This window comes from Phosphitispora sp. TUW77 (assembly GCF_048453025.1).
In the GTDB taxonomy this organism is placed as follows: domain Bacteria; phylum Bacillota; class Thermincolia; order Thermincolales; family UBA2595; genus Phosphitispora.
In genome coordinates, this window is the sequence record NZ_CP156677.1 from 2,064,897 (window position 1) to 2,088,415 (window position 23,519).

Annotated in this window: 22 protein-coding genes; 3 read left to right on the top strand and 19 right to left on the bottom strand. The window is 44.5% G+C overall.

Annotation, left to right across the window (positions count from 1 at the left end):
- Positions 1–137: 137 nt before the first annotated feature.
- On the top strand, positions 138–1,904 hold the full coding sequence (locus tag ABFY19_RS09970; RefSeq protein WP_418790507.1) for an Rqc2 family fibronectin-binding protein: 1,767 nt from the start codon (positions 138–140) through the stop codon (positions 1,902–1,904).
- Positions 1,905–1,964: 60 nt separating this feature from the next.
- On the opposite strand, the gene pyrE is transcribed toward ABFY19_RS09970, so the two are convergent.
- The 19 genes from pyrE to ABFY19_RS10065 all read right to left on the bottom strand — a co-directional run bounded on the left by pyrE (position 1,965) and on the right by ABFY19_RS10065 (position 21,399).
- On the bottom strand, positions 1,965–2,561 hold the full coding sequence (gene pyrE, locus ABFY19_RS09975; RefSeq protein WP_418790508.1) for an orotate phosphoribosyltransferase: 597 nt from the start codon (positions 2,559–2,561) through the stop codon (positions 1,965–1,967).
- A complete protein-coding gene (gene pyrF, locus ABFY19_RS09980) occupies positions 2,542–3,261 on the bottom strand; it encodes an orotidine-5'-phosphate decarboxylase (protein ID WP_418790509.1) in 720 nt (239 codons plus the stop codon). Before pyrF ends, pyrE begins: the two co-directional genes overlap by 20 nt.
- A gap of 16 nt (positions 3,262–3,277) precedes the next feature.
- Positions 3,278–4,201 carry a dihydroorotate dehydrogenase gene (locus ABFY19_RS09985; RefSeq protein ID WP_418790510.1) on the bottom strand — a complete coding sequence of 308 codons (924 nt, stop codon included), beginning with the start codon at positions 4,199–4,201 and terminating at the stop codon, positions 3,278–3,280.
- Positions 4,194–5,012: a dihydroorotate dehydrogenase electron transfer subunit gene (locus ABFY19_RS09990; protein ID WP_418790511.1), complete on the bottom strand. Its 819-nt coding sequence runs from the start codon at positions 5,010–5,012 to the stop codon at positions 4,194–4,196. The genes ABFY19_RS09985 and ABFY19_RS09990 overlap by 8 nt, the downstream gene beginning before the upstream one ends.
- Before the next feature lie 35 nt (positions 5,013–5,047).
- Positions 5,048–5,872 carry a metallophosphoesterase gene (locus tag ABFY19_RS09995; RefSeq protein WP_418790512.1) on the bottom strand — a complete coding sequence of 275 codons (825 nt, stop codon included), beginning with the start codon at positions 5,870–5,872 and terminating at the stop codon, positions 5,048–5,050.
- Positions 5,873–5,911: 39 nt separating this feature from the next.
- Positions 5,912–9,136 carry a carbamoyl-phosphate synthase large subunit gene (gene carB, locus ABFY19_RS10000; RefSeq protein WP_418790513.1) on the bottom strand — a complete coding sequence of 1,075 codons (3,225 nt, stop codon included), beginning with the start codon at positions 9,134–9,136 and terminating at the stop codon, positions 5,912–5,914.
- Positions 9,137–9,140: 4 nt separating this feature from the next.
- Positions 9,141–10,223 (bottom strand): glutamine-hydrolyzing carbamoyl-phosphate synthase small subunit, encoded by a 1,083-nt coding sequence (gene carA, locus ABFY19_RS10005; RefSeq protein ID WP_418790514.1) that lies wholly within the window; start codon positions 10,221–10,223, stop codon positions 9,141–9,143.
- Positions 10,224–10,258: 35 nt separating this feature from the next.
- Positions 10,259–11,551 (bottom strand): dihydroorotase, encoded by a 1,293-nt coding sequence (locus ABFY19_RS10010; RefSeq protein ID WP_418790515.1) that lies wholly within the window; start codon positions 11,549–11,551, stop codon positions 10,259–10,261.
- Positions 11,535–12,476, bottom strand: coding sequence for an aspartate carbamoyltransferase catalytic subunit (locus ABFY19_RS10015; protein ID WP_418790516.1), 942 nt, complete (start codon positions 12,474–12,476; stop codon positions 11,535–11,537). The genes ABFY19_RS10010 and ABFY19_RS10015 overlap by 17 nt, the downstream gene beginning before the upstream one ends.
- A 328-nt stretch (positions 12,477–12,804) precedes the next feature.
- A complete protein-coding gene (pyrR, locus tag ABFY19_RS10020) occupies positions 12,805–13,350 on the bottom strand; it encodes a bifunctional pyr operon transcriptional regulator/uracil phosphoribosyltransferase PyrR (RefSeq protein ID WP_418792583.1) in 546 nt (181 codons plus the stop codon).
- A gap of 182 nt (positions 13,351–13,532) precedes the next feature.
- Positions 13,533–14,411 (bottom strand): copper amine oxidase N-terminal domain-containing protein, encoded by an 879-nt coding sequence (locus ABFY19_RS10025; RefSeq protein ID WP_418790517.1) that lies wholly within the window; start codon positions 14,409–14,411, stop codon positions 13,533–13,535.
- Positions 14,412–14,676: 265 nt separating this feature from the next.
- The gene (ablB, locus tag ABFY19_RS10030) at positions 14,677–15,570 is read right to left on the bottom strand and encodes a putative beta-lysine N-acetyltransferase (protein WP_418790518.1); all 894 of its coding nucleotides are present in this window, start codon (positions 15,568–15,570) and stop codon (positions 14,677–14,679) included.
- Entirely contained in the window at positions 15,567–16,841 is a 1,275-nt protein-coding gene (ablA, locus tag ABFY19_RS10035) for a lysine 2,3-aminomutase (protein ID WP_418790519.1), read from the bottom strand. The genes ablB and ablA overlap by 4 nt, the downstream gene beginning before the upstream one ends.
- Before the next feature lie 501 nt (positions 16,842–17,342).
- Positions 17,343–18,275 carry an RluA family pseudouridine synthase gene (locus ABFY19_RS10040; RefSeq protein ID WP_418790520.1) on the bottom strand — a complete coding sequence of 311 codons (933 nt, stop codon included), beginning with the start codon at positions 18,273–18,275 and terminating at the stop codon, positions 17,343–17,345.
- A 13-nt stretch (positions 18,276–18,288) separates the two neighbouring features.
- A complete protein-coding gene (lspA, locus tag ABFY19_RS10045) occupies positions 18,289–18,768 on the bottom strand; it encodes a signal peptidase II (RefSeq protein WP_418790521.1) in 480 nt (159 codons plus the stop codon).
- Positions 18,769–18,888: 120 nt separating this feature from the next.
- Positions 18,889–19,572, bottom strand: coding sequence for a TraR/DksA C4-type zinc finger protein (locus tag ABFY19_RS10050; RefSeq protein WP_418790522.1), 684 nt, complete (start codon positions 19,570–19,572; stop codon positions 18,889–18,891).
- 31 nt (positions 19,573–19,603) lie between these two features.
- A complete protein-coding gene (locus ABFY19_RS10055; RefSeq protein ID WP_418790523.1) occupies positions 19,604–20,134 on the bottom strand; it encodes a nitroreductase family protein in 531 nt (176 codons plus the stop codon).
- Between the two features lie 49 nt (positions 20,135–20,183).
- Positions 20,184–20,420: a DUF5665 domain-containing protein gene (locus ABFY19_RS10060; RefSeq protein ID WP_418792584.1), complete on the bottom strand. Its 237-nt coding sequence runs from the start codon at positions 20,418–20,420 to the stop codon at positions 20,184–20,186.
- 292 nt (positions 20,421–20,712) lie between these two features.
- Positions 20,713–21,399 carry a LuxR C-terminal-related transcriptional regulator gene (locus ABFY19_RS10065; RefSeq protein ID WP_418790524.1) on the bottom strand — a complete coding sequence of 229 codons (687 nt, stop codon included), beginning with the start codon at positions 21,397–21,399 and terminating at the stop codon, positions 20,713–20,715.
- A gap of 272 nt (positions 21,400–21,671) precedes the next feature.
- On the opposite strand from ABFY19_RS10065, the gene ABFY19_RS10070 reads away from it, so the two are divergent.
- On the top strand, positions 21,672–22,754 hold the full coding sequence (locus ABFY19_RS10070; protein ID WP_418790525.1) for a glycosyltransferase family 4 protein: 1,083 nt from the start codon (positions 21,672–21,674) through the stop codon (positions 22,752–22,754).
- A 95-nt stretch (positions 22,755–22,849) separates the two neighbouring features.
- Positions 22,850–23,437: a hypothetical protein gene (locus tag ABFY19_RS10075; protein WP_418790526.1), complete on the top strand. Its 588-nt coding sequence runs from the start codon at positions 22,850–22,852 to the stop codon at positions 23,435–23,437.
- Positions 23,438–23,519 lie beyond the last annotated feature (82 nt).

The window sequence follows — 23,519 nt, forward strand, 5'->3', positions numbered from 1 at the left end:
ATATCTTATACCATCTCTTTCCGTTTTGCAACACCCCTCCCAATTGTATACAATATATAGCTGTTTTTCGATATGCCAATTGACAAATAATGTGTTATACTATAACGGAAACTTGATTTAGGTGAAGGGGTGATTTGATGGCTTTTGACGGACTGGTAATGGCTGCTGTACGGGAAGACCTGAACAAAACCATTATCGGAGGCCGGATTGAAAAAATATATCAGCCCCTGGCTAAGGAAATAATCCTGGTTATTCACAAAAACCGCACCAAGTACCGGCTCCTGATATCGGCAGATCCCGGAAAAGCAAGGATACATTTCACAAAAACCACAAGGGAAAACCCCCTGACCCCTCCTCTCTTCTGTATGGTCCTAAGAAAACACCTTGAAGGAGGTAAAATCACGGGCATAGATCAACCCGGTCTGGAAAGAATTCTGAATATCCGGGTAGAAGCAATAGACGAACTGGGTATCCCGGCAGAGAAAATACTGATATGTGAGGTTATGGGAAAACACAGTAATATTATTCTGGTTAACCCTACTACCAATATTGTCCTTGATGGAATCACCCGTTATTCATATGCTACCAGCAGGCACCGCGAGATCCTGCCTGGCAGACAATATATACCCCCTCCGGAATCAGAAAAACAGGACCCCTCATTAGTAACTGAAGACCAATTCCGTTCAGAGCTGTGGGACCTTTCCCATGACCTGCCTATAGAGAAAATACTATTAAACAGCTTTGACGGGTTCAGCCCGCAAACCTGCAGGGAAATAGCCATCAGGGCCGGTCTTGAACCCGGTACCGGCAGCCAATATCTTGGTGAAATTGAACTAACCCAGCTCTGGAGGGTCTTTAAATCAATTCAGGAACAACTCAGGTCAGGAGAGTTTCAGCCGGTTGTCTGCTTTTTTGATGATATTCCGGCTGCCTTTTCGGCTATAAGCCTCACGTATTATTCTGAAGCCTCCTGCAAGCCGGGAAGCATCAGTGAGGTAATTGATGAATTCTATTCCGTTAAAGAACGCCTGGAACAATTCAAGCAGGAAACAGCCAATCTAATGAAAACAGTGCAAAATGAAATTAAGAAGGCCCGAAAAAAACATTCCATTCACGCCTCGAATCTGGAAAAAGCCGATGATGCTGAGAAACTAAAGATTTTTGGCGAATTGATTACCGCAAACATATTCCGGATACCGGAGCGGGCAAAAACTGTTGAACTGGAAAACTATTATGACCCGGAGGGGAAAACAGTCCTGATTCCCCTTGACCCCCGGTTTTCCGCAGCGGAAAATGCCCAGTTATATTTTAAAAGATATAGTAAGTCGCGTCAGGCAGGAACAATTGCCCGGAACTATCTTCAGGAAACCAGGGCGGAGCTGGATTACCTGGAATCAGTTGTCACCTCCGCAGAACAGGCCGAAAACATAACTCAACTTGAAGAAATAAGGTCTGAACTAATCAAAGAAGGGTATATTAAACCCGAAAAAACCGGGTTCAGCAGAAATGCCAAAAAACACGAACCACAAGTCTCCAAACCTGAACCAATGAAACTGAATACCAAAGAGGGCTTTGAAATCCTGGTAGGCCGTAATAACCGTCAAAACGATTACCTGACTATGAAACTGGCACAGCCCAATGACCTCTGGCTGCATGTTAAGGATATCCCCGGTTCCCATATAATTATCAGAAATCCCTTAGCCGGTGAAATTCCCGACAATGTCATCCGGAAGGCTGCAGAAATTGCCGCATACTATTCCCAGGCTCGTGAATCCTCAAAGGCACCTGTGGATTATACTTTGCGGAAAAATGTCCGCAAACCCAAAGGTGCTAAACCAGGTATGGTGATTTATGATAATCAAAAAACGATAATTGCAGAGCCAAAAAAACAGTCTGTCCACTGATTAAAAAACCCGTTATACGGTCTTCCGTGTAACGGGCATTTCATTTATACCTGCCTGCTTTTATACCTGCCTGCTTCCCGGTTTTACCAGCGACAGGCCTTGCTTGCATAATGGACAGTCATCAGGTTCATATGAGAGTATTTCCATAGAGAGTACGGCTTCAGTTTTGACTCCAAAGTCCACCTTACCGTTGCTGCGGTCAACTAATACGCCTACACCGGCTACTTCACCGCCTTTTTGGCGGACAACATCAATTACCTCTTTAACCGAACCTCCTGTGGTAACCACATCCTCCACAACCAGTACCTTTTCACCGGGTTCTATTTCAAACCCCCTTCTCAAGGACATTACTCCCTGTTCCCTTTCAGTAAATATTGTCCTGATCCCCATGGCCCTGCCAACTTCATATGCCACAATAATTCCCCCAAGGGCAGGTCCGATAACTGTGTCCACTTTAATGCCGGAAAACCTTTCAGCAAGGTCACGGCATAGCTGAGACGCATATTCAGGGTACTGCAAAACCTGGGCACACTGCATATACTGATTGCTGTGTCTCCCTGAAGTTAACCGGAAATGACCGGTAAGAAGAGCTTTTGATTTAACAAAAATTTCGGTTGCCTGTTCCTTTGTTAACAATTTAAACCTCCCCCATTTCATCAACTATTCTTTTGGCTGCCTCCACAGGGTCAGCTGCCCCCGTTATCGGCCTGCCGACTACCAGATAACTGGCACCTGCCTTAACCGCTTCCCCCGGTGTCATGACTCTTTTCTGGTCATTTGCCGCTGCCCAGGTGGGACGCACGCCAGGAGTAATGATGACAAAATCAGGACCACAGGCTTCTCTGATAGCGGTTATTTCTTTAGGTGAAGCCACCACGCCGTTCAGACCTGAATCCTGGGCCAGCTTGGCCCAGTGGACAACCTGGTCGGCCACACTTCCGAGAATGCCTAGTTCATTGTTCAGGATATCCTGGTTAATGCTGGTCAGAACTGTAACTCCGATTATCAACGGTATTGAACCGCCTGATTTGGCGCTCTCCGCTTCAGTAAACTCCACGGCTTTTTGCATCATTTCCGAACCGCCAGCTGTATGTACATTATACATAAATACCTTCATCCGCGTCAGCACCGCCCCTGCCTTACCCACCGTGTTGGGGATATCATGGAGCTTCAAATCAAGAAAAATCTTCCCGCCCATGCTGTGAAGCCTATTAACTACCTCCGGCCCCTCACTGTTAAACAACTGCATACCTATCTTAAACACCCCTACATGGTCCTGCAGCATTGACACAAGTTTTTCGGCCTCTCTTATTGTATCAACATCAAGCGCTATAATAAGCCTGTCTTTTGCGGACATATCGTGCACCTCCATATTATTTCCAGGCAGCCCCCACCAGGTCATTGATATCCCATATACCATTGTCTTTCATATACTGCTCAATACCTGCCAGGATATCCATGGTCGCTAAGGGATTAACAAAATTGGCGGTCCCTACGGAAACCGCAGTGGCACCCGCTAGGATAAATTCAATGGCATCCTCTGCATTCATAATACCACCCATTCCCAGTATAGGCAAACTGACTGCACGGGCAACCTGCCATACCATGCGTACAGCCACCGGCCTGATAGCCGGACCGGACAGCCCGCCCATAACATTGCCAAGAAACGGCTTCCTGGTATTAATATCTATTTTCATACCCAGCAGTGTATTGATTAAAGCCAGGGCATCCGCCCCTGCTTCGGCAACTCTCCCGGCTATTTCAACTATATCCGTCACATTGGGGGACAGCTTGGCTATCACAGGAAGAGTGGTATTATCCCTAACCGCCCGGATAACCTCAGCAGCCATAAAACCGTTGGCGCCAAAAGCCATGCCGCCCTGCTTCACATTTGGGCATGAAATATTAACCTCCAAGGCAGAAACACCCTGGGCCGGTGAAAGCCTGCGAGCTAACTCAGCGTAATCGTCCACCGAGTTGCCAGCAATATTAACAATTACAGGGGTATCATATTTTCTAAGAAATGGCAGGTTTTCCTTAATAAAATGGTCTACACCGGGGTTCTGCAATCCTATACAGTTAAGTATCCCGGCAGGGGTCTCGGCTATCCTGGGGGTAGGGTTCCCTTGCCTGGGTTCCAGAGTCGTTCCTTTTACAGTAATTGCCCCAAGGTTGTTTAGGTCCACATAAGGCGCATATTCGGGACCAAAACCAAAAGTGCCGGAAGCTGTTGTTACCGGGTTCTTCATTTGCAGCCCACCCAGGTTAACAGCCATATTAACGGCCGGGTCAGTCATCCAGAATCACCTCACTTGCATTAAAAACCGGGCCATCTGTACATACTTTTTTATACTCAAAGCCCTCTGTTGAATCAGCCGTCCCGCTGCCGGCAACAGCTTTGCTTTTACATACACAGGCCAAACAGGCGCCTACCCCGCAGCCCATATATTCCTCCAATGAAACCTGGCCCTTTAAAGCATATTTTGCCGTAATGTCAAGCAGTGTCCTAAGCATAGGATTGGGCCCACAGGCAAAGAAATAATCCGGTTTATAAGCAGCAATTACATCTTCAGCCAGTCTGGTGATAAACCCTTTATATCCAAGGCTGCCGTCATCTGTAGCTATCTTAACCGGTACTCCAAGTGACTCCAATTGTTCCTTGCCGATGATAAAATCCGCAGACCGTGCTCCCAGCAGTACAATCTGTTGTATTCCATAATGTTTCAGGCTCTGGATAAGAGGAAACAAGGGAGCTGCACCGATACCGCCACCCACTACAAGTGCCTTTTTAATTCCGTCAGGTACAGTAAACCCTTTCCCCAAAGGGCCCATGACATCTATCTCATCACCTGGGTTCATCTCAGCCAGCAGGCGCGTCCCGGTGCCTGCAACCTGGTAAAGAAGACTAATGGTACCTTTGTTATAGTCGATCCCGTGAAGGCTGATAGGCCTTCTTAGCAGCGGGTCCAAACTTCTGCTGCAGCGAACATGGACAAACTGACCGGGCTTTGCCAGCCTTGTTAATTGGGGGACATATACCCTCATAAGAAAATGTTCCGGACCAACTCTCATATTAACAATAACTTCACCTAATCCACAAAAAGACATATTGTGAATTCACCTCACATTTTAATCTCAACTTCTCAACCGGCAGGGAACAGAGAAACAAGCACAATTTCCGGTCTGATATTGAATCTTATCGGCAAATCACTCTCCCCAAGTCCCGAACTTATAATCATCGTGGAATGCTCAGCTTGGTACTTGCCATAATCCCATCGGGGTAATAACCCCTGACCGGGTGCAAAAACCGCGCCAACCAACGGAAACCTTACCTGCCCCCCATGAGTATGCCCGGCCAGTATAAGGTCAATCTTCCGGTCATCTGCTTTAGGAAATATATTTGGCGAATGGGCCAGCAGCAGCCGTGGCACTCGCGGTTCACCAGATTCTTGCGCGGCTTCCTGTAAGGCCTTGTCAAGATTATCCCTGCCGGTGTGCGGGTCATCCACACCCAGCACCCATATATAACCATCTTTGTATCCGGCCATTTCAGCCTTATTATCCAATATCTGGACTCCCAGTTCCCTGAGTTTTTCCCTGTGACGGAAACCAGTTTTCCATTCATGGTTACCGGAGACAAAATATACCGGCTTATCAGGCAAATTTTGAATAAGTTCTACCGCAGGGTCAATGTCAGGCCAGAACTTATTCACCAGGTCACCGGTAATGGCAACCAAATCAAACTGCTGTTGTCTGATAAGGTGCAGTAATTTTTTCTGGCATTTCCCAAACCGTTTACCGTGCAGGTCACTAAGGTGAAGCACGGTAAACCCGGCAAGAGTTTCAGGCAGGTTTGGCAAATAAACATTGTACTTCCTGACCTTTAACACATACCGTTCCCTGTACCATATAAAAGTTGTAATTATTAATACTATAATTATAATAATACCATACTGAAATATCAGCAATAGGATCTATCCTCCCTAAAAACCCTGCAAACAAATATATTAACTAAGATATTCCTGAAGTGGAACGACAGCAAACTCTTTGCCCTGCTCCAATGACTGCAGCACACTAAGGATAGTAGTCGTTGTGTCAAGTGAAGTTAGGCATGGAATAGCATGTTCAACTGCCGCTCTTCTTATGCGAAAGCCGTCCCGTTCCGGCATTTTGCCCCTGGTAAGGGTGTTGATTACCAGGTCAATTTTGCCCTGCCTGATTATATCAATAATATTTGGGGAACCTTCCCTTATCTTATTTACTTTTTCTACCGGCAAGCCGGCTTCAGTAAGGGCTCTTGCAGTACCACATGTGGCTGCCAGCTTGAATCCCATTTCAACAAATCCCTTTAGGATTGGTATTACTTCATCTTTGTCCTTGTCGGCCACTGTTGCCAAGATAGTACCCTTCCTGGGAATATCCAAACCGGCAGCCACCAGGGCTTTATACATTGCCATGGAGAAGTCTTTATCAAACCCCATTACCTCCCCGGTTGATTTCATTTCCGGCCCAAGGGATGTATCTACCTGAAGCAATTTGGCAAAGGAGAATACCGGAGCCTTAACAGCGATATAATCAGGGGCAGGATAAAGGCCGTTTTTATATCCCAACTCCTTCAGGGTTTGCCCAAGAATCATTTTTGTGGCCACATTTACCATCGGCACCCCGGTAATTTTGCTTAGGTACGGTACTGTCCGGCTAGACCGCGGGTTTACCTCAAGGACATACAATTGATCACCATGGAGTACATATTGGATATTAATGAGCCCTTTGACATGCAGCGCCCTGGCCAGCCTGGCAGTATAGTCTGCCAGGTCTGCAACTTGTTTCCTGTTGAGGCTTTGCGCCGGGTAAACAGCGATACTGTCCCCGGAGTGGACTCCGGCCCTCTCAATATGCTCCATAATCCCTGGAATCAATACATCTTCTCCATCTGAAATGGCATCAACCTCAATTTCCTTGCCTATCAAATACTTATCAACCAGCACGGGGTGTTTCGGCGAAACATTGACCGCTGAGGTCATATATTCCAAGAGTTCATTCTGATTATATACTATTTCCATGGCCCGTCCTCCAAGCACATATGATGGCCGTACCAAGACGGGAAAACCTATCTCTTCCGCGATCTCCTGGGCATCTCCCACTGATGTGGCCGTTCTGCCCGGCGGTTTGGGAATTTCCAGTTTCATCAACAATTTGTCAAATTTATCCCGGTCTTCAGCCATATCAATATATTTAACCGGAGTGCCCAGTATATTTATCCCTGCTTTTGCTAATGGCTCAGCAAGGTTGATTGCGGTCTGTCCGCCAAACTGGACAACCACACCCTCCGGTTTTTCCAGTTCAATAATATTTAGAACATCCTCTAAAATCAATGGTTCGAAATAGAGCCGATCAGAAGTATCAAAATCAGTACTCACAGTCTCAGGGTTGTTATTGATGATTATTGTTTCTATGCCCTCTTCTCTGAGTGCCCAGACTGAATGAACTGAACAGTAGTCAAACTCAATTCCCTGACCAATGCGAATTGGTCCAGATCCCAGCACAACAGCCTTCCGGCGTTCTGTGGGAATGGCCTCATTTTCATCCTCATATGTCGAATAATAGTAAGGTGTTATTGCCTCAAATTCAGCAGCACAGGTATCCACCATTTTATAGACCGGCTGTAACCCGTAATTTTTCCTGATATCCCTGACCTCATTCTCGTCCAAACCGGTCAATTGAGATATATATATATCGGGAATTCCCAAGTCCTTTGCTCTAATCATCACATTTTCAGTCAGGAAAGCACTTCCTCTGGCCTTAACACCCTCTATAAGCACAGTTTCAAAATCAACAATGTTTTTTATTTTTTCCAGGAACCAAACATCTATTTTGGAAATTTCATTTAGTGATCCAATATTCATCCCGCGCCGCAAACCCTCGGCAACGGCAAAAATCCTCTCATCATCGGCACTCCTAATCTTTTCCTCAAGCTTTTCCCGTGGTACACTGTCTATTCCTTTTAAGAAAAGCCCATACAACCCTATCTCCAGTGACCGGATTGCTTTCATCAGGCCTGCCTCAAAAGTCCTGTCAATTGCCATAACCTCACCGGTTGCCTTCATCTGTGTCCCCAGATAACGATCGGCAAAAGCAAACTTGTCAAAAGGCCAGCGAGGAATCTTGATAACAACGTAATCAAGAGCAGGCTCAAATGCTGCATAAGTCTTTCCGGTAACTGCATTGCGAATCTCATCAAGAGTCAAGCCAACAGCTATTTTGGACGCTACCTTAGCAATCGGGAAACCCGTAGCCTTCGAAGCCAGGGCACTAGACCTGGATACCCTTGGATTTACTTCAATGATAACATATTCAAAGCTGTTCGGATTTAAAGCAAGCTGAACATTACAGCCTCCCTCAATCCCCAGGGCCCTGATTATCTTAAGTGATGCAGTCCTCAATAATTGATATTCCTTGTCAGATAAAGTCTGTGAAGGGGCAACCACTATACTGTCGCCGGTATGAATACCAACCGCATCGACGTTTTCCATATTACATATAGTTATACAGTTATCATTACTATCCCTGATAACTTCATATTCTATTTCCTTCCAACCGGCCACACTTTGCTCAATCAGGCACTGCTTAATCATGCTGAGCTTAAGCCCTTTGGTGGCAACTAACCTCAGTTCTTCAACATTATTGGCAATTCCGCCTCCGGTGCCACCCAAGGTATAAGCAGGACGCACAATTACCGGGTAACCGGTGTTTTCAGCAAAGACAACCGCATCCTCAACATTATCAACAATAACACTGTCGGGAACCGGTTCCCCGATTTCCTGCATCATGGCCTTAAACAGCTCGCGGTCTTCAGCTTTCTTGATTGTATCCAAGGGAGTGCCCAGAAGTGCTACCCCCTCCTCTTCGAGAATACCTTGTTCCGCAAGTTCAACCGCAATATTCAAGCCTATCTGCCCACCCAAAGTAGGGAGCAGTCCATCAGGCTTTTCTTTCCTGATAATCCGGGCCACAAACTCAGGTGTGAGTGGTTCAATATATACCCTGTCGGCAATATTGGCATCTGTCATAATGGTAGCCGGGTTGCTGTTTACCAGCACTACTTTCATGCCTTCTTCTCTCAGGGCCTGGCAGGCCTGTGTCCCGGCATAATCAAATTCAGCGGCCTGACCGATAATAATTGGCCCCGAACCAATAACCATTACCTTTTTAATTCCTTCTTTAATAGGCATAATCCTATCTCCTCTCCCGCGCAATCAGCTGCATAAACTGGTCAAACAGGTATTCGGAATCCCAAGGTCCCGGTGCGGCCTCAGGATGGTACTGAACCGAAAACACCGGAAGGTACTTATGTTTCAGACCTTCCACCGTACCATCATTAAGATTAATATGTGATACAATGACTTCATCTTGGGGGAGTGAACCTGCAGCCACAGCATACCCGTGATTCTGTGAAGTAATGTGTACCTTGCCGGCAGCCAAATCCTTAACCGGATGGTTGGCCCCCCTATGCCCGAATTTAAGTTTATAGGTTCGGCCTCCAAGAGCCAAGGCAATCACCTGGTGCCCCAGGCAGATACCGAACATGGGTATTTTACCAATCAGCTTTTTCACTGTTTCAATAGCAAAAGGAACATTTTCCGGGTCCCCAGGGCCATTGGACAGCATAATGCCATCAGGATTAAGGGCCAGCACTTCATTAGCAGTTGTTGTAGCAGGTACGACAACTACTTCACATCCCAGGTCATAGAGTGACCTGGCAATATTCAGCTTGGCCCCAAAGTCCATGAGAACCACCCTGTAACCATCATTTGGCATTGTACAACTTTCTTTGACAGTCACTTTGAGAACATGGTCCGAACCCATCAAGTTCGGATGACACATAAGTTTTTGCTTGATTTCCGCCACATCAATACTGTCACCGGCAGCAATCACAGCTCCCATTGTCCCGTGGTTCCTCAGCCGCCTGGTAAGGGCCCTGGTATCTATACCGCATATGCCGGGAATCCCGTTTTCCAAGAGGTACCTGGCAACAGTTTTTTCCGACCTCCAGTTGCTGGGAAGCTCACAGAATTCCCTGACCACAAAACCCAGAACAAATGGTTTCCTGGATTCAAAATCTTCAGGATTTATCCCATAATTTCCAATCAGGGGATATGTCATGGTGACAATCTGTCCACAATATGAAGGGTCAGTTAAAATCTCCTGATAACCTGTCATACTCGTATTAAAAACTATCTCTCCAAAATTCAGGGTTTCCGCGCCAAACCCCTTCCCCTCAAAAACCGTACCATCCTCAAGGACTAGTACTGCCTTCATAGCAAATCCCCCCAGAGTTGATTTTTAAAATTCGGTCAGACCAAAAGTTTCCGGTTATTCATCACAATCTGACCCCTGATTATTGTTGCCACAGGTATGCCGGTCAGTTCCCATCCGTTAAATGGAGAGTTCATGGCCTTTGAGGCAAACTTACTCACATCCACAATCTCTTTTCTTTCAGGATCAATCAGTGTAATGTCGGCATCTGCGCCAATTCCCAGGTGCCCTTTACCTTCTTGACCTAGTATGCGTGCCGGGTTAACACTCATTTTCATTACCAATTCTCCCGGGTTCAAGACCCCCGGTCTGACCAGTTCCGTGAAAGCCAGCCCTACAGCAGTCTCCAAGCCCACTATGCCGAAAGGCGCATAATTATACTCCACATCCTTTTCCTCAACCGTATGAGGAGCATGGTCTGTTGCAATTACATCTATAGTCCCGTCACGGAGACCTTCTTTCACCGCCCTGACATCAGCCTCACTGCGGAGCGGCGGATTAACTTTGGTCGCTGTATCAAAGCTGCCGACAATCTCATCAGTCAGGCTGAAATGGTGCGGGGCAGCCTCTGCGGTAACCCTGATCCCCTTCTTCTTGGCCATCCTGACCAGATCAACTGATCCGGCAGTACTGATATGGGCAATATGAAGCCAGGCACCGGTAATTTCCGCCAGCATAATGTCCCTGGCTACCATTGCCTCCTCTGCTAACCTGTTAATCCCTTTAAGGCCGTAAACCGTGGAAAAATATCCTTCATGCATTACTCCACCGGCAACCAGGTTCAAATCCTCACAGTGTGAAATAACAGGCATCTTAAACATTTTTGCATATTCCATGGCCAGCCTCATTACCTGGGCATTCATCAAGGGCCTTCCGTCATCAGAAATAGCTACAGCCCCGGCCAGCCTCATATCGCCTATTTCAGCAAGCTCCTCACCTTTGGAACCTTTGGTTATGGCTCCTATAGGATATACATTTACTGCACCTTCAACAACAGCCCTGGATTTTATGAATTCCACCAGTGCCTGATTATCAATAACCGGGTTTGTATTTGGCATACAGGCCACACCTGTAAAACCTCCCATCGCTGCCGCCTTTGTTCCGGAAGCAATAGTCTCTTTCGCCTCAAAACCTGGTTCCCGCAAATGAACATGCATGTCTATTAAGCCCGGCATGACCAGTTTCCCGGCTGCATCAAGTACTTCCGACCTATTGGTGCTGAGGTTTTTTGCTACTGCAATGATTTTCCCTTCTTCTATCAAGACATCTGCAAGTTTAGAAATTCCATTAACCGGATCGATTACTTTTCCTCCCTTAATTAACAGTGTCATGGGGATTACCTCCTCCCGTTAACAGATACAGCAGGGCCATCCTAACAGCGACCCCATTGGTTACCTGCTCATTTATAACAGCCTGAAGGCCATCGGCGACATCAGGAGCTATCTCAATTCCTCTGTTCATAGGGCCGGGATGCATTACCAGTGAATCAGGATGGGCCAGTTTTAATCTTTCTGCAGTTACCCCATACAAGCGGGAATATTCCCTTATTGTAGGAAATAATCCGTTCTGTTGTCTCTCCATCTGGATACGGAGCACCATCACAACATCAGCTTCACACAGTCCCTCTTCAATAGAAGTGAACGCCTTAACACCCAGTTTTTCTATTTCAGGCGGCAGTAAAGTAGCCGGAGCTATTACCCGCACTTCTGCCCCCATTTTAGTAAGCCCCCAAATGTTTGACCTGGCAACCCTGCTGAACATTATATCACCTACAATAGCTACCTTAAGCCCTTCAATCCTGCCTTTTTGCTCCTTGATCGTAAACATGTCCAGGAGAGCCTGGGTGGGGTGTTCATGAAAACCGTCACCCGCATTTATCACAGATGCTGTCAGGTGTTTTGCCAATATATGGGGAGCACCGGAAGCGGAATGCCTGATAACAACTACATCGGCCCCCATCACTTCAAGGGTTTTCCCGGTGTCCTTCAAGGTCTCTCCCTTTACCACACTGCTTGCAGATGTACTGATGTTGATAGTATCGGCACTCATGTATTTACCTGCAAGTTCAAAAGATGTCCTTGTCCTGGTACTGGGTTCATAAAAAAGGTTTATTACGGCTTTCCCCCTAAGTGTCGGCACCTTCTTAATCTGCCTGCGAATAATGTCTTTCATAGGTTCAGCCGTTTCCAGGATAAGTCCAATCTCCTCAACCGACAAGTCCCTTATCCCCAAAAGGTCTTTGCGGTTCAGCCCCATTGCTGTTCCCTCCTTTATATTTCACCTTCTATTTTTAGCTTACCCTTTATGTGTAATTCTAAGGAAATGACCGTGAAGTCTGGTGGGGTGTTGTACAAGATTTTCCTTGCACTGCCGTCGTCATGAGTCTTGCTGCAAATCACCGGCAACAAGGCAGGGAGTCCCCGCATGTCCGAAGATGGCGAAAGACCCGGTCATTTCCAGAGTTTACCCGTAAAGCCCTGGGAAATAAAAATCTCCTTACCGGCTCATCTGAAGCCAATAAGGAGGTACATGCAATAAAGAATGCTACCTTCCCTTATTGGCCTCACAGGACCATTTTAAAGGGTTATCCGCCATCCTCTTCAATAACTACTTTATCTTCATTATCTAATTCGGTAAGATATACCGAAATGATTTCCTTCCTGGAAGTGGGAACATTTTTGCCAACATAATCTGCCCTGATAGGCAGTTCGCGATGCCCCCTGTCAACAAGCACAGCCAGTTGAATGGAATTAGGCCTTCCCAGGTCAATAATAGCATCAAGGGCCGCCCTGACCGTCCTCCCGGTAAACAATACATCATCTACAAGTACAATTGTCTTATTATCCACAGCAAATGGGATGTCTGTCCGGTGAATTACCGGCTGCTGAGTAATTGTTGTCAGGTCATCACGGTAAAGGGTAATATCCAGAACCCCTATCGGAATGTCAGTGCCTTCAATTTGTTTTATCCTTTTTGCCAGGCGTTCCGCTAGAGGAATACCGCGCCTGCGGATGCCTATAAGGGCAACTTCCTCCACTCCCTTGTTCCTCTCAATAATCTCATGCGCTATCCTGGTAAGGGCCCTGCGGATTCCATCAGCATCAAGAATCACCGCTTTTTGACTGAGCATTTTATCACCACCTGTCCAGCCGGAAACAGTGGTCCGGCAGATTGAAACATTAAAAAGCCTGCTTGACAAGACGCAAGCAGGCATAGTTTCCCCAAAACGCAAAACTTATGTTCCCTTACTAGCCTCTCGGACTAATTTAAAGGAGATATTTTTATTTAGTGTATCAAAAGGGTAATAGAAAGTCAACTTTTAATTACCAGTGTGGAAATTATTTTGTTAACTACCGCTAAATCTTGATCTAAAGCCTCTAAATTGGTTTCCACACTGTAAACGATGTTCCCGGCTCCTGCCTTCTGAACAGAGAAAATATAAATATAACGATTTGAATTTATATAAATATTTTCTTTTGTCATTCTAAAGGAAGTATTTGTTTCACTTTCCAGGTTCCAGCCCTCTGAGGTCAGCAGGTCTTTTTTTAATTTCATGATAGTCGCCATATCCCTGTTATCATAAGTTAGCTCAAATTCAGTTTCCTCAGGGCTCTCAATAATCAGAGAGCTTCCTTCACAGACAGATTCCCAATCCACTCCCGGGAACAGGACTGAACTGCCTGTAATGGGCTCAATATATTCTTCCCAGTCTGATATATCCACATTGATAACTCTGATGGTCCGAGATGCAGGCTCCCATTCCACCCCTGCTCCCATGGCTTCTCCCACAAACCTAAGCGGCACAAAAGTCCGTCCTCCTTTAATTACTGCAGGAACATCCAGAATAACGGGGTTATTATCAATATAAGCCGTTTTATTTCCTATGGCAACCTTGATAATTGTTCCGGAATCAGTTTCTATCAGCACTGTCCTCGTAGAAGGCATCCAGTCAACATAGGCGTCCAGAGCTTCAGCTACAAAACGCAGCGGGACAAGGGTTCTTCCCGAATCTATGAAAGGGGCCTGGTCGGAATAGTAGGGGCTGTCATTAATATAAGACAGGTTTTCCCCTACGGTGAGTTTAACCACTTTGTAGAAATCATAGTAATCAACCGTTGCCGAAACAGGTGCTGCCAGCAGACCAATAGCCAAAATCAGGAACATTGTGACAAACAATTTCTTCTTTAACATTTGTTCCCCTCCCAGTTTCGTTTAGTATCTAATTTCATTATACAATTATGCATACACTGACTTCAATCCCAAAGCAGGAAATTTTGTGCAAATTCACTGTCTGCCCCCCCAAACACAGCTTTTCCAACGTAATATTAAATAACAGTTAATCCAACTGAATTTACCCTCAAAAATATTACAGAAAAACTAGAGAGAAAACCTAACATTTCTATCAAAAAAGAGTAGCCTCCAGCTACTCTTTTTTTTGGGGATTATAATATGCCTGCTAACCTATGCTTTTTTCCCAAATATTCATGTTTTCAAACCTACCACCTATGTGACAGTTATTTATAAGCCTGCCCATGAATTTATATCCTTTTTTATACATCACGGCATTAATAGGAGGGACTCCCGCCCTTGCAAGACTGTACAAGCAAACAAGTTTCCTTTCCGTCAGCTTTTCCTCGATGCTGTCTATCAGCATTGCCATAACCCCCCTGCCCCTATGCTCGGGGAGAGTAATACAATCCGTAATCTCAGCATTCAGATGCTTAGTGTCTATTGCAGCAGAAATTATTCCGGCAATTTCACCATTATATTCTGCTATCATCATAATATCCCCTTCCAATCCGGTGAATTCTTCAAAATACATGCGTTCATCAACAGGACTGGGATAGGTCGCAAAAACAGTTTTGAAAATATCCATAACATTATTTATATCGTCATCCCTAAGAGTCCGGACTGTATAACCGGATTCATTACAACTGCTGTCCTTTACACCACAGCTCCGATTCCTCTGTAGAATTCTTTTCAAAATTGTGTCTTCAATACTTGAACATTTTACACCAAACCTATCCAAACTAAGAAATCTACTCATGAAACACATAGGCTCACCCCGGAAAAAGGTGTTTATCTCACCTTCGATCCTATAGCCAAGAGACTGGAACTTCTGCCAATCGTCCCTATGTGAATAAACAATTATTTTCCCGGCCTGAAAGCGTCTGCCCAAAGTTTCAAGATAACTTGCCAAAGCTCCAATATCACGAGCCTGGTACTCCGGTACGCGAATCCGCTGATTGCGGCTATCATTGATTACCTTCACTGTGAAATCTGGTGTGCTCATTCTTGTTAAATTGCTTTCTTGATCCAAAAGATCCAAAACACCTTTGTCTTCAATCATGATACCGTCTCACTATAGTTCTCACGTCTTTTCTCCCTCGAGTTCCCTTTGGGAACAAGACTGATAGTTTTTTCATTAAACAGTTTGGCCAAGCCTTCCCTTGATTTATTCCTAACAGTTTTACATTCACCACAGTCCATGCAAACAGCTGACTTGTCATCGGGTTCACGGTAAGAACAAAGTACACCCTCATAATTCCTGAGAATAATCTTGTTTGTGGATTGGGAAACAACATACTGTGGACCAACCGGGATTTTCCCCCCTCCGCCGGGTGCGTCAATAACATAAGTCGGAACTGCCAGCCCGGTGGTGTGTCCCCTCAAAGTCTCCATTATTTCTATACCTCTGGATACAGGAGTACGGAAATGTTCTATTCCCTGAGCCATATCACACTGGTACAGGTAATATGGCCTTACCCTGATAGTAAGCAATTTTTGAAAAAGCTTCTTCATCACGTTTGGGCAATCATTAATCCCACGCAGCAGTACAGTCTGATTCCCCAGGGGCACCCCGGCCTCACTCAGCATACTGCAGGCATTTCTGGCTTCAGCAGTTATTTCCCTGGGATGATTGAAATGAGTATTAATCCAGACAGGATGGTATTTTCTGATAATCCGGCAAAGGTCTTGAGTAATCCTTTGAGGCAAAACCACAGGAGTACGTGTCCCTATCCTGAGCATCTCAACATGCTGAATGTTTTTGAGGCTTCCTAGAATGTATTCTATGTTCTCATCAGGCATTACCAAAGCATCACCACCGGAAATCAACACATCCCTGATACTGGGATTGCTCTTGATATAGTTAATTGCCCTATCTATATACTTCTTAGGCAAAGCCTTATCATTATGGCCTGCAAAACGTCTTCTGGTACAGTGCCTGCAATACATAGAACACTGGTCAGTAACCAGGAAAAGCACCCTATCAGGATATCTGTGGGTAATTCCCGGAACCGGCGAATCTTCTTCCTCAAACAACGGGTCTTCCATATCATACTTAGTATGCATTAACTCCAATGCAGTGGGGATAGCCTGTTTCCTCACCGGGCAAGATGGGTTCTCACTGTTTATTAAGCTTGCATAATATGGGGTTATGGCCATTCTCAAAAACTTCAAACATTCACTTATACCTTTCTTCTCCTCTGGCGTAAGGTTGACTATTTCTTCAAGGTCTTCAACAGAAGTAAGTCTGTTAGACATTTGCCACTTCCAATCATTCCATTGCTCTGGTTCAACTTCTTTCCATTTATTAATCTTCTTAAAATTCCCTAACATTACATTCCTCCTATAAGATTGTCTCGGTTAAAAAAATAACCTGAGCACTCTAACTCTCTTTCGCAAATGTCGAAAGAGAGTTAGAGTGCTCAGGTTTCGTCGTTTGACTCACCCTAAACCATTGTCTGATTTATCCCCAGCCCTGATAAATAAATCAGAACTAAAGGAAAGCCCCAGCTCCCTAATCCGGATTTTTCCATTCAGGTTTCAGTTTGATGAAAACAACTTACTTCTGTCGGAGTTTGTTGTTAGTTCAAAATCTAGTAGTTTATCAATGGGTTTGCACCACTTTTAAAGAAGTGATACAAAGAAAAGCAGTGTCTTAATGAGGGCAAAACATGAAACAACTCCCATAACATCAACATGGCCCTTACAACAATCCACACTTGCTGGAAGCGCTAGCGTATTGCTGCTCGAACCATACTTACTCCCTAAATTTACTTCACCTTAGATTTTCTTTAATTTTACCATTAAATTTCCAAAATGTCAATCACCAGCCGCTCAGTTGTCCTGGACTTTCAGCCATGCAATAAGCTCTTGAAAATATAACGGAATATCTGCTTTAAACTCCATAAATTCCTCTGTTCTCGGATGCCTGAACCCCAGGAGGAAAGCATGCAGTGCTTGTCCCTTAAGGTTCAATGGGTCCTTACGGGGTCCATAAACAGGGTCCCCCACTACCGGATGGCCCAGATAAGCCATATGTACCCTTATCTGGTGTGTGCGGCCCGTCTCCAACTGACATTCTATAAGAGAATAACAATTAAATCGTTCCAAAACACGATACTTCGTTATAGCTTTTTTGGCGTTTCTTGTAACCACCGCCATTTTTTTTCGGTCTCTGGGGTCCCGCCCAAGAGGGGCATCGACTATTCCCCCAGGCTCCATAACAACACCGTGGACCAGGGCAATATATTTTCTGGAAATTGAGTGCTCTTTAAATTGTTCTGCCAGGCTCAAATGGGCAAAGTCATTTTTGGCCACTACCAACAGGCCTGAAGTATCTTTATCGATTCTGTGAACAATACCAGGTCTGATTACGCCATTAATACCCGAGAGGTCATCACAGTGAAACAGAAGGGCATTTACCAGTGTCCCCGAATAATTCCCGGCCGCCGGGTGTGCAACCATTCCTTGTGGCTTATTGACCACCAATAAATCACTGTCTTCATATACTATATCAAGTGGTATATTTTCCGGCTGAACCCCCTGTTGCTCAGGAGAAATGGTTTTCACACAAACAAAATCCCCTTCCCTGACCTTATAATTTGATTTAGCCACCCCTCCATTTACAGTAACTGCACCACTTTCAACAAGCTTCTGCACTCTGGATCGCGAAAAATTGGAGTCAAGACCGGCAATAAAAATATCAAGCCGTGTTCCTTCGTGTTCTCCTGTTGCAATATAATCTTCTATTCCTTTATTTTTTTTCATAATTTATCGGCTCCTATGTTCTCTGAGAGTCCCCGGTTGATCCGACCTGTTTCTGCTTTTCCCGGTCTCCCTGCAAAAGTTCTAACAATAGTATCCCCACACCAATGACTATTCCTATATCAGCAATATTAAATACCGGCCAAACCCTGAAATCAAAAAAATCTACTACATGTCCAAACCTCAGACGGTCTATCAAATTCCCAACCGCGCCCCCTACTTGAAACGCAAGCCCCGTTTTCAGAAGCACCTTCCCTGCCGGAATCTGCCTGGCAAAAAAAATAATACCCAATACAACAACAACCGTAACAGCCACAAAAAACACTGTCTTATAAGCCAACATGCCAAAAGCTGCTCCTGGGTTCATTATATAAGTTATGTAGAATACTGGTTCAATAACTGGTATGGATTCACTTTGGACCATTCTGCTCATAACAAACCATTTAGATAATTGGTCTGCAGCCAGGATCCCTAAAGCAAGTAATATATACCGCAATGACTGATCCCTCCATTAGTTCACTTCATTCCTGCATTTATTTGCTGCTTCATTTTATCATACGGTCTGAACAGATTCAAGGGCTGCCCATCTGGTGTCAGCATAGGCAGCCCATTTAAATTACAGGTGAAAGTTTTCCTGTGTCCCTTTTTCATCTAAATTCTTTTCATATGGAATCTCTTCAACGCTTTCAACAGTGCCGATATTTTCATCGGCATCAACATACATGTGGTTATAATCGTTCACTCCATGAACGCTGATATCCTGAGGAGTTTCCGAAGTCCCGAACCTGGCTACCGACTGCCAGGCATCCTCACCATCAAACATTATTTCATCCTCGGCATCCCCGAGGTCAAACTCAGAGTTGTCATGTGTAAAACCTCCAAATGGAGGTGCAATCACATCTTCTTCAATAGGCCTTGGATGCCTGTCAGAAAGTTCTTCCCCAGCTTCCTTGCATTTTTTACACATAGTCGTGGCCGGCACAGCCTGTAACCGTTCTAGCGATATCTCAGTGCCACAAATATCACATTTTCCGTAAGATCTTTCTTGAATCCTTGTCAGAGCATCTTCAATTTTAGCCAAGTGGTTCTGGGCAGCTTCCCTAAGAGCTAAGTCCTTACTTCGCTCAAAAGTCTCTGTTCCCAAGTCTGCCGGATGATTATCATACATTGACAGTTCACTGATCGAATCTTGGACAGGTAACTCCATAGCCCCTTCTTCCATATGTGTTATCCGTTCCTCAATTTCCTGTTTCTCCTGCATCAATTTAATCCTATATTGCTCCATCAATTTCCTGTCCATATCAGCCTCCTAAATTATATCATGTGTTTAGCTATTCAATTATCGTAACAATTTCATCCACCGGCCTGCGCGCCGGAGGTTGAGATTCTTCTGATGCATAACCAATTGGCACAAGGGCAACCGGAATTTTACCCATGGGTATATCCAAAGCTTCCATAACAAGAGTCTCCTCAAAGGAACCAATCCAACAAGACCCCAATCCATATCCTTCGGCAGCTAACAATATGTTCTGCACTGCGGCTGCAGTGTCCTGAATAGCATAGAGATTCCGGCCCCTTTCCCGGTAACGGGCAGCACTCATCTCAGGAATGGCACATACAACTATTATCACCGGGGCTTCACTTATAAAACGTTGTTTTGTCGCTGCTGAAGCAAGCTCATATTTCTTTTTTTCGTTATATACCACATAAAACTCCCAAGGCTGGACATTCCCAGCGCTGGGAGCCCATCTGGCGGCATCAATTATCCTTCCTATTGTAGCTCTGGGAACCTGTTCAGACTTAAATCTCCTGGTACTCCGTCTTTCTAAAATAGCTTCAATTATATCTTTGGTCACACCCATCCCTCCTAATAGCTTCTTCTCTGATACCCATGCTTATTTAGCAGCCTTTTTACTGCAGCTTAAGGTTATTCTGTACGATTTTAACTATGTCTGCAATAAACTCCCCTACAATTGGCAGATTAAGGACCTGCAGTCTTTGCAGGGTATAAACAGCCAAAGCGCCCAGAAGGGTAAAACCCAATGCCATCCCCAACCCCCGAGCTATCCCGGCAAAAAAGTTAATAAAAAACAACCTCCCGGGATGGTTTAGCAGTTCAACATATTCCGCAAGCTTCATTTTTTCCATTGCGGTCCCGAGCTCGTCGATTTTACGGGACAAGTAAGTTTCGTCCCTATTCTGCTTCTTTTCCGCCAGCGCAACCACCCCCGCAGGTTAATAGTAATTTGCCCATAATGTATTAAATAAACACATGGATTTATTATGGATTTTATTACATATATATTTACACTATTACCCTTTATAGAATGTTTTCAACATTTTTTTCAAGACACCTTCTTACATTGGCGTTGTTCTGAAAATATTAGTAGTCTCTCGGAAATGACCGTAGGTTAATCTGGTAAAGGCATTGCACCGATTTTTAATATTGACCGCCTCTGCTTCGGCAAACAATATTGGGATATGGTTTAGTCAGGTTATTCTTGACTGCATAAGCAGCAGCTTCCGCCCTATTGCTAAAATTAAGCTTGCTAAGAATGCCGCTGACATAATTTTTAATGGTATTGTTACTTAACATCAATATCTGAGCAATTTCCTTATTGGTTTTACCTTCAGCAATCAAAGCTAAAATTCGTCTTTCCTGCGGATTTAATATTACTTCGTTTTTCTCAGAAGAAGAAAAATTGTTCTTCACCCTATCTATCACTTTCGAAGTAATTGAGGGGTCCAATATAGACTTCCCTTCATGAACCATTCTAACTGCCCTGGTAAGTTCTTCACCTTTCATTTGTTTTGGCAGCAAACCAATTGCACCTGCTGAAATTGCTTCAAAAATGCTGTTCTCATCAGAAAGTGAAATTAACATAATTGTCTTTGTTTCGGGATATCTTATATTAACTTTTTTACAAACTTCAATCGCACAACCATCATTAAGATGAAAATCAATTATCAAAATATCAGGATTATACTGGTGGACCTTTTTCATCACATCCGTACATGTCGCCGCTTCGCCGACAACTTCAAAATCTACCGTATTTTTAAGAATGAAACTAATACCCATCCGGAAAACTTCATGACTGTCAGCAACCAGAATCTTCAGTTTCTTCATATTTTCCTCCCTTAAGTCCTCAAAAATTTCGTCCAAACCATACATTGCTTTTCGACATGTCCTTAAGGATTCCTTCAAATATTGCGAATTGCCTGGCTAGTAAATGTTGGACACCTAACCATCCGTTTTATCCATTACTCAGGTAACATAAATCCGGTTTTTCAATATCCTTATAATATATGATTCTGAAAGGAGAGAGCATTTTGTCAATTGCTATAATATCCCCCGGCCTTCTACCAATCCCTCCGGTTTTAGGTGGGTCAGTAGAAACAGTGATACAAAAAATAGCCGAAAACACATCTACTAATGTTAATATTGACATATTTAGCCGGGGATACCGCTCACAACTACAAGAAGAAAACCTCGGCAGGATTCGCTACCACAGGTTCCCTGCAGGCCCGGAATATTTCCGGCAAATTCGCAGCAAGGTAACTGCAGAAAAATATCATATTATCCAGGTAGAAAACCGGCCGCTTTTCATTCCAAAAACCAAGGCCGCCAATCCTGACAGCAAGGTGATATGCAGCCTTCATTCCTTAGTTCATATAAATTCGCAGCTAATCAGGCCGGGAGGAGTACTGAAAATTTTTCAGCAATGTGAAAAAATCCTTGTTTACAGCATTTTTATGAAAAACCAACTGAAACAAATGTATCCTGCAGCTGCAAACAAGATCAGCTCTATTCATCTGGGAACCGACCCTATTCAGTTTAGGCCTCGCTGGGAACCCGATATCATAAAAAAAACACAAAATCTAAAGAACATTTTAAAGATCCCGAAAGACTATAAAGTGATACTGTTTGCCGGTCGATTAATTCCTAAAAAGGGACCTGATGTCCTCGTCCGCTCCATGGAATACATATTAAAGAAATACCCCCAATGCTTTCTTGTAATTGTGGGCGGCAGCTGGTTTGCAAACAAACGAGAATCGCCTTATATAAAGGAACTGCGTCAATTGGCAGGTTCTATTTCAGGGAACATACGCTTCACCAATTATGTCAGTCAGGCCGAACTGCCCATTTGTTTTGCTGCAGCAGATGTCTTTGTCTGTCCTTCTCAATGGGATGAACCTTTTGGACTGGTAAATGTTGAAGCTATGGCTTCAGGTGTGCCTGTGGTTGCATCTTCCCGGGGAGGAATTCCTGAAATAGTGAAAAACGGGGAAACCGGGTTTCTTGTGCCAAATGAAAAAAAACCGGCATCTTTTGTTGAACCGATTCTAGATTTGCTTAAAAGCACCCGGCTTGCTCAAAACCTCGGTATTAACGGCCGGCAGGCAGTAGAGTCCTATTTTAACTGGCAGAGGGCAGGCAGTGAATTATCCCGGTTATATAAATCCATCCTCTGTCAAAGTTAGAGTGCAGACTGCATAACTTTTTTAAGTTTATAAGTCCAATTAAAATTTAATTGCATATAATGAATAAACTGACCTATATAAAGGAGTGAGATTAATTGTCAGATATCAATGTAACAATAACAGAGCTCGGACCCGCAACAGGATTGTTATTGTCAGTGGAAATAGATATAGATATCGCAGATGACGGAACATTTTCCGATTTTTGCGTCACTAATACAACCCCTACCAGTGCGGCTAATCCGGACCCTTTAATTGACCAGGTTCTATTTAACCTGGCAACTTTTGACTCCACACAAACACAACTGGCAATCTCGAATGTGACATATACTCCGGCAGGTGGTTTGCCCGTTGCCGGTGACTGGAGCTTTTTTGACAGTTCGGCCCCCCCCCCTGGTGGTTTTGACCATAACAGCGGCGGCTGCGGATTGTTCCAGTACCTGGTAGACGAAAATCCCAACCCGCCGGACCACAGACTTCATTCTCAGGATACCCTGTGTTTTCGTTTATCTGTAATAAACCCTGCTCTTAACCCTACATTACGCTTTACTGAAGATACATTCCTGAATGCCCCTGCAGCAGAAAACGGTGACAGCCAGGTAGCAGTTTCTTTCCAACGATTGGGGCCACAGGGCGCAGACAGTGACTGTATCGATGGCGATTTTGAAGAAAACGGAGAAGAATAAGCAGTCTGGTGGAAACAATTATTATAAGTTATATTAAAAAATAAATTATATTAAAAAGGCTTAGCTTCGCTAAACACCAAAT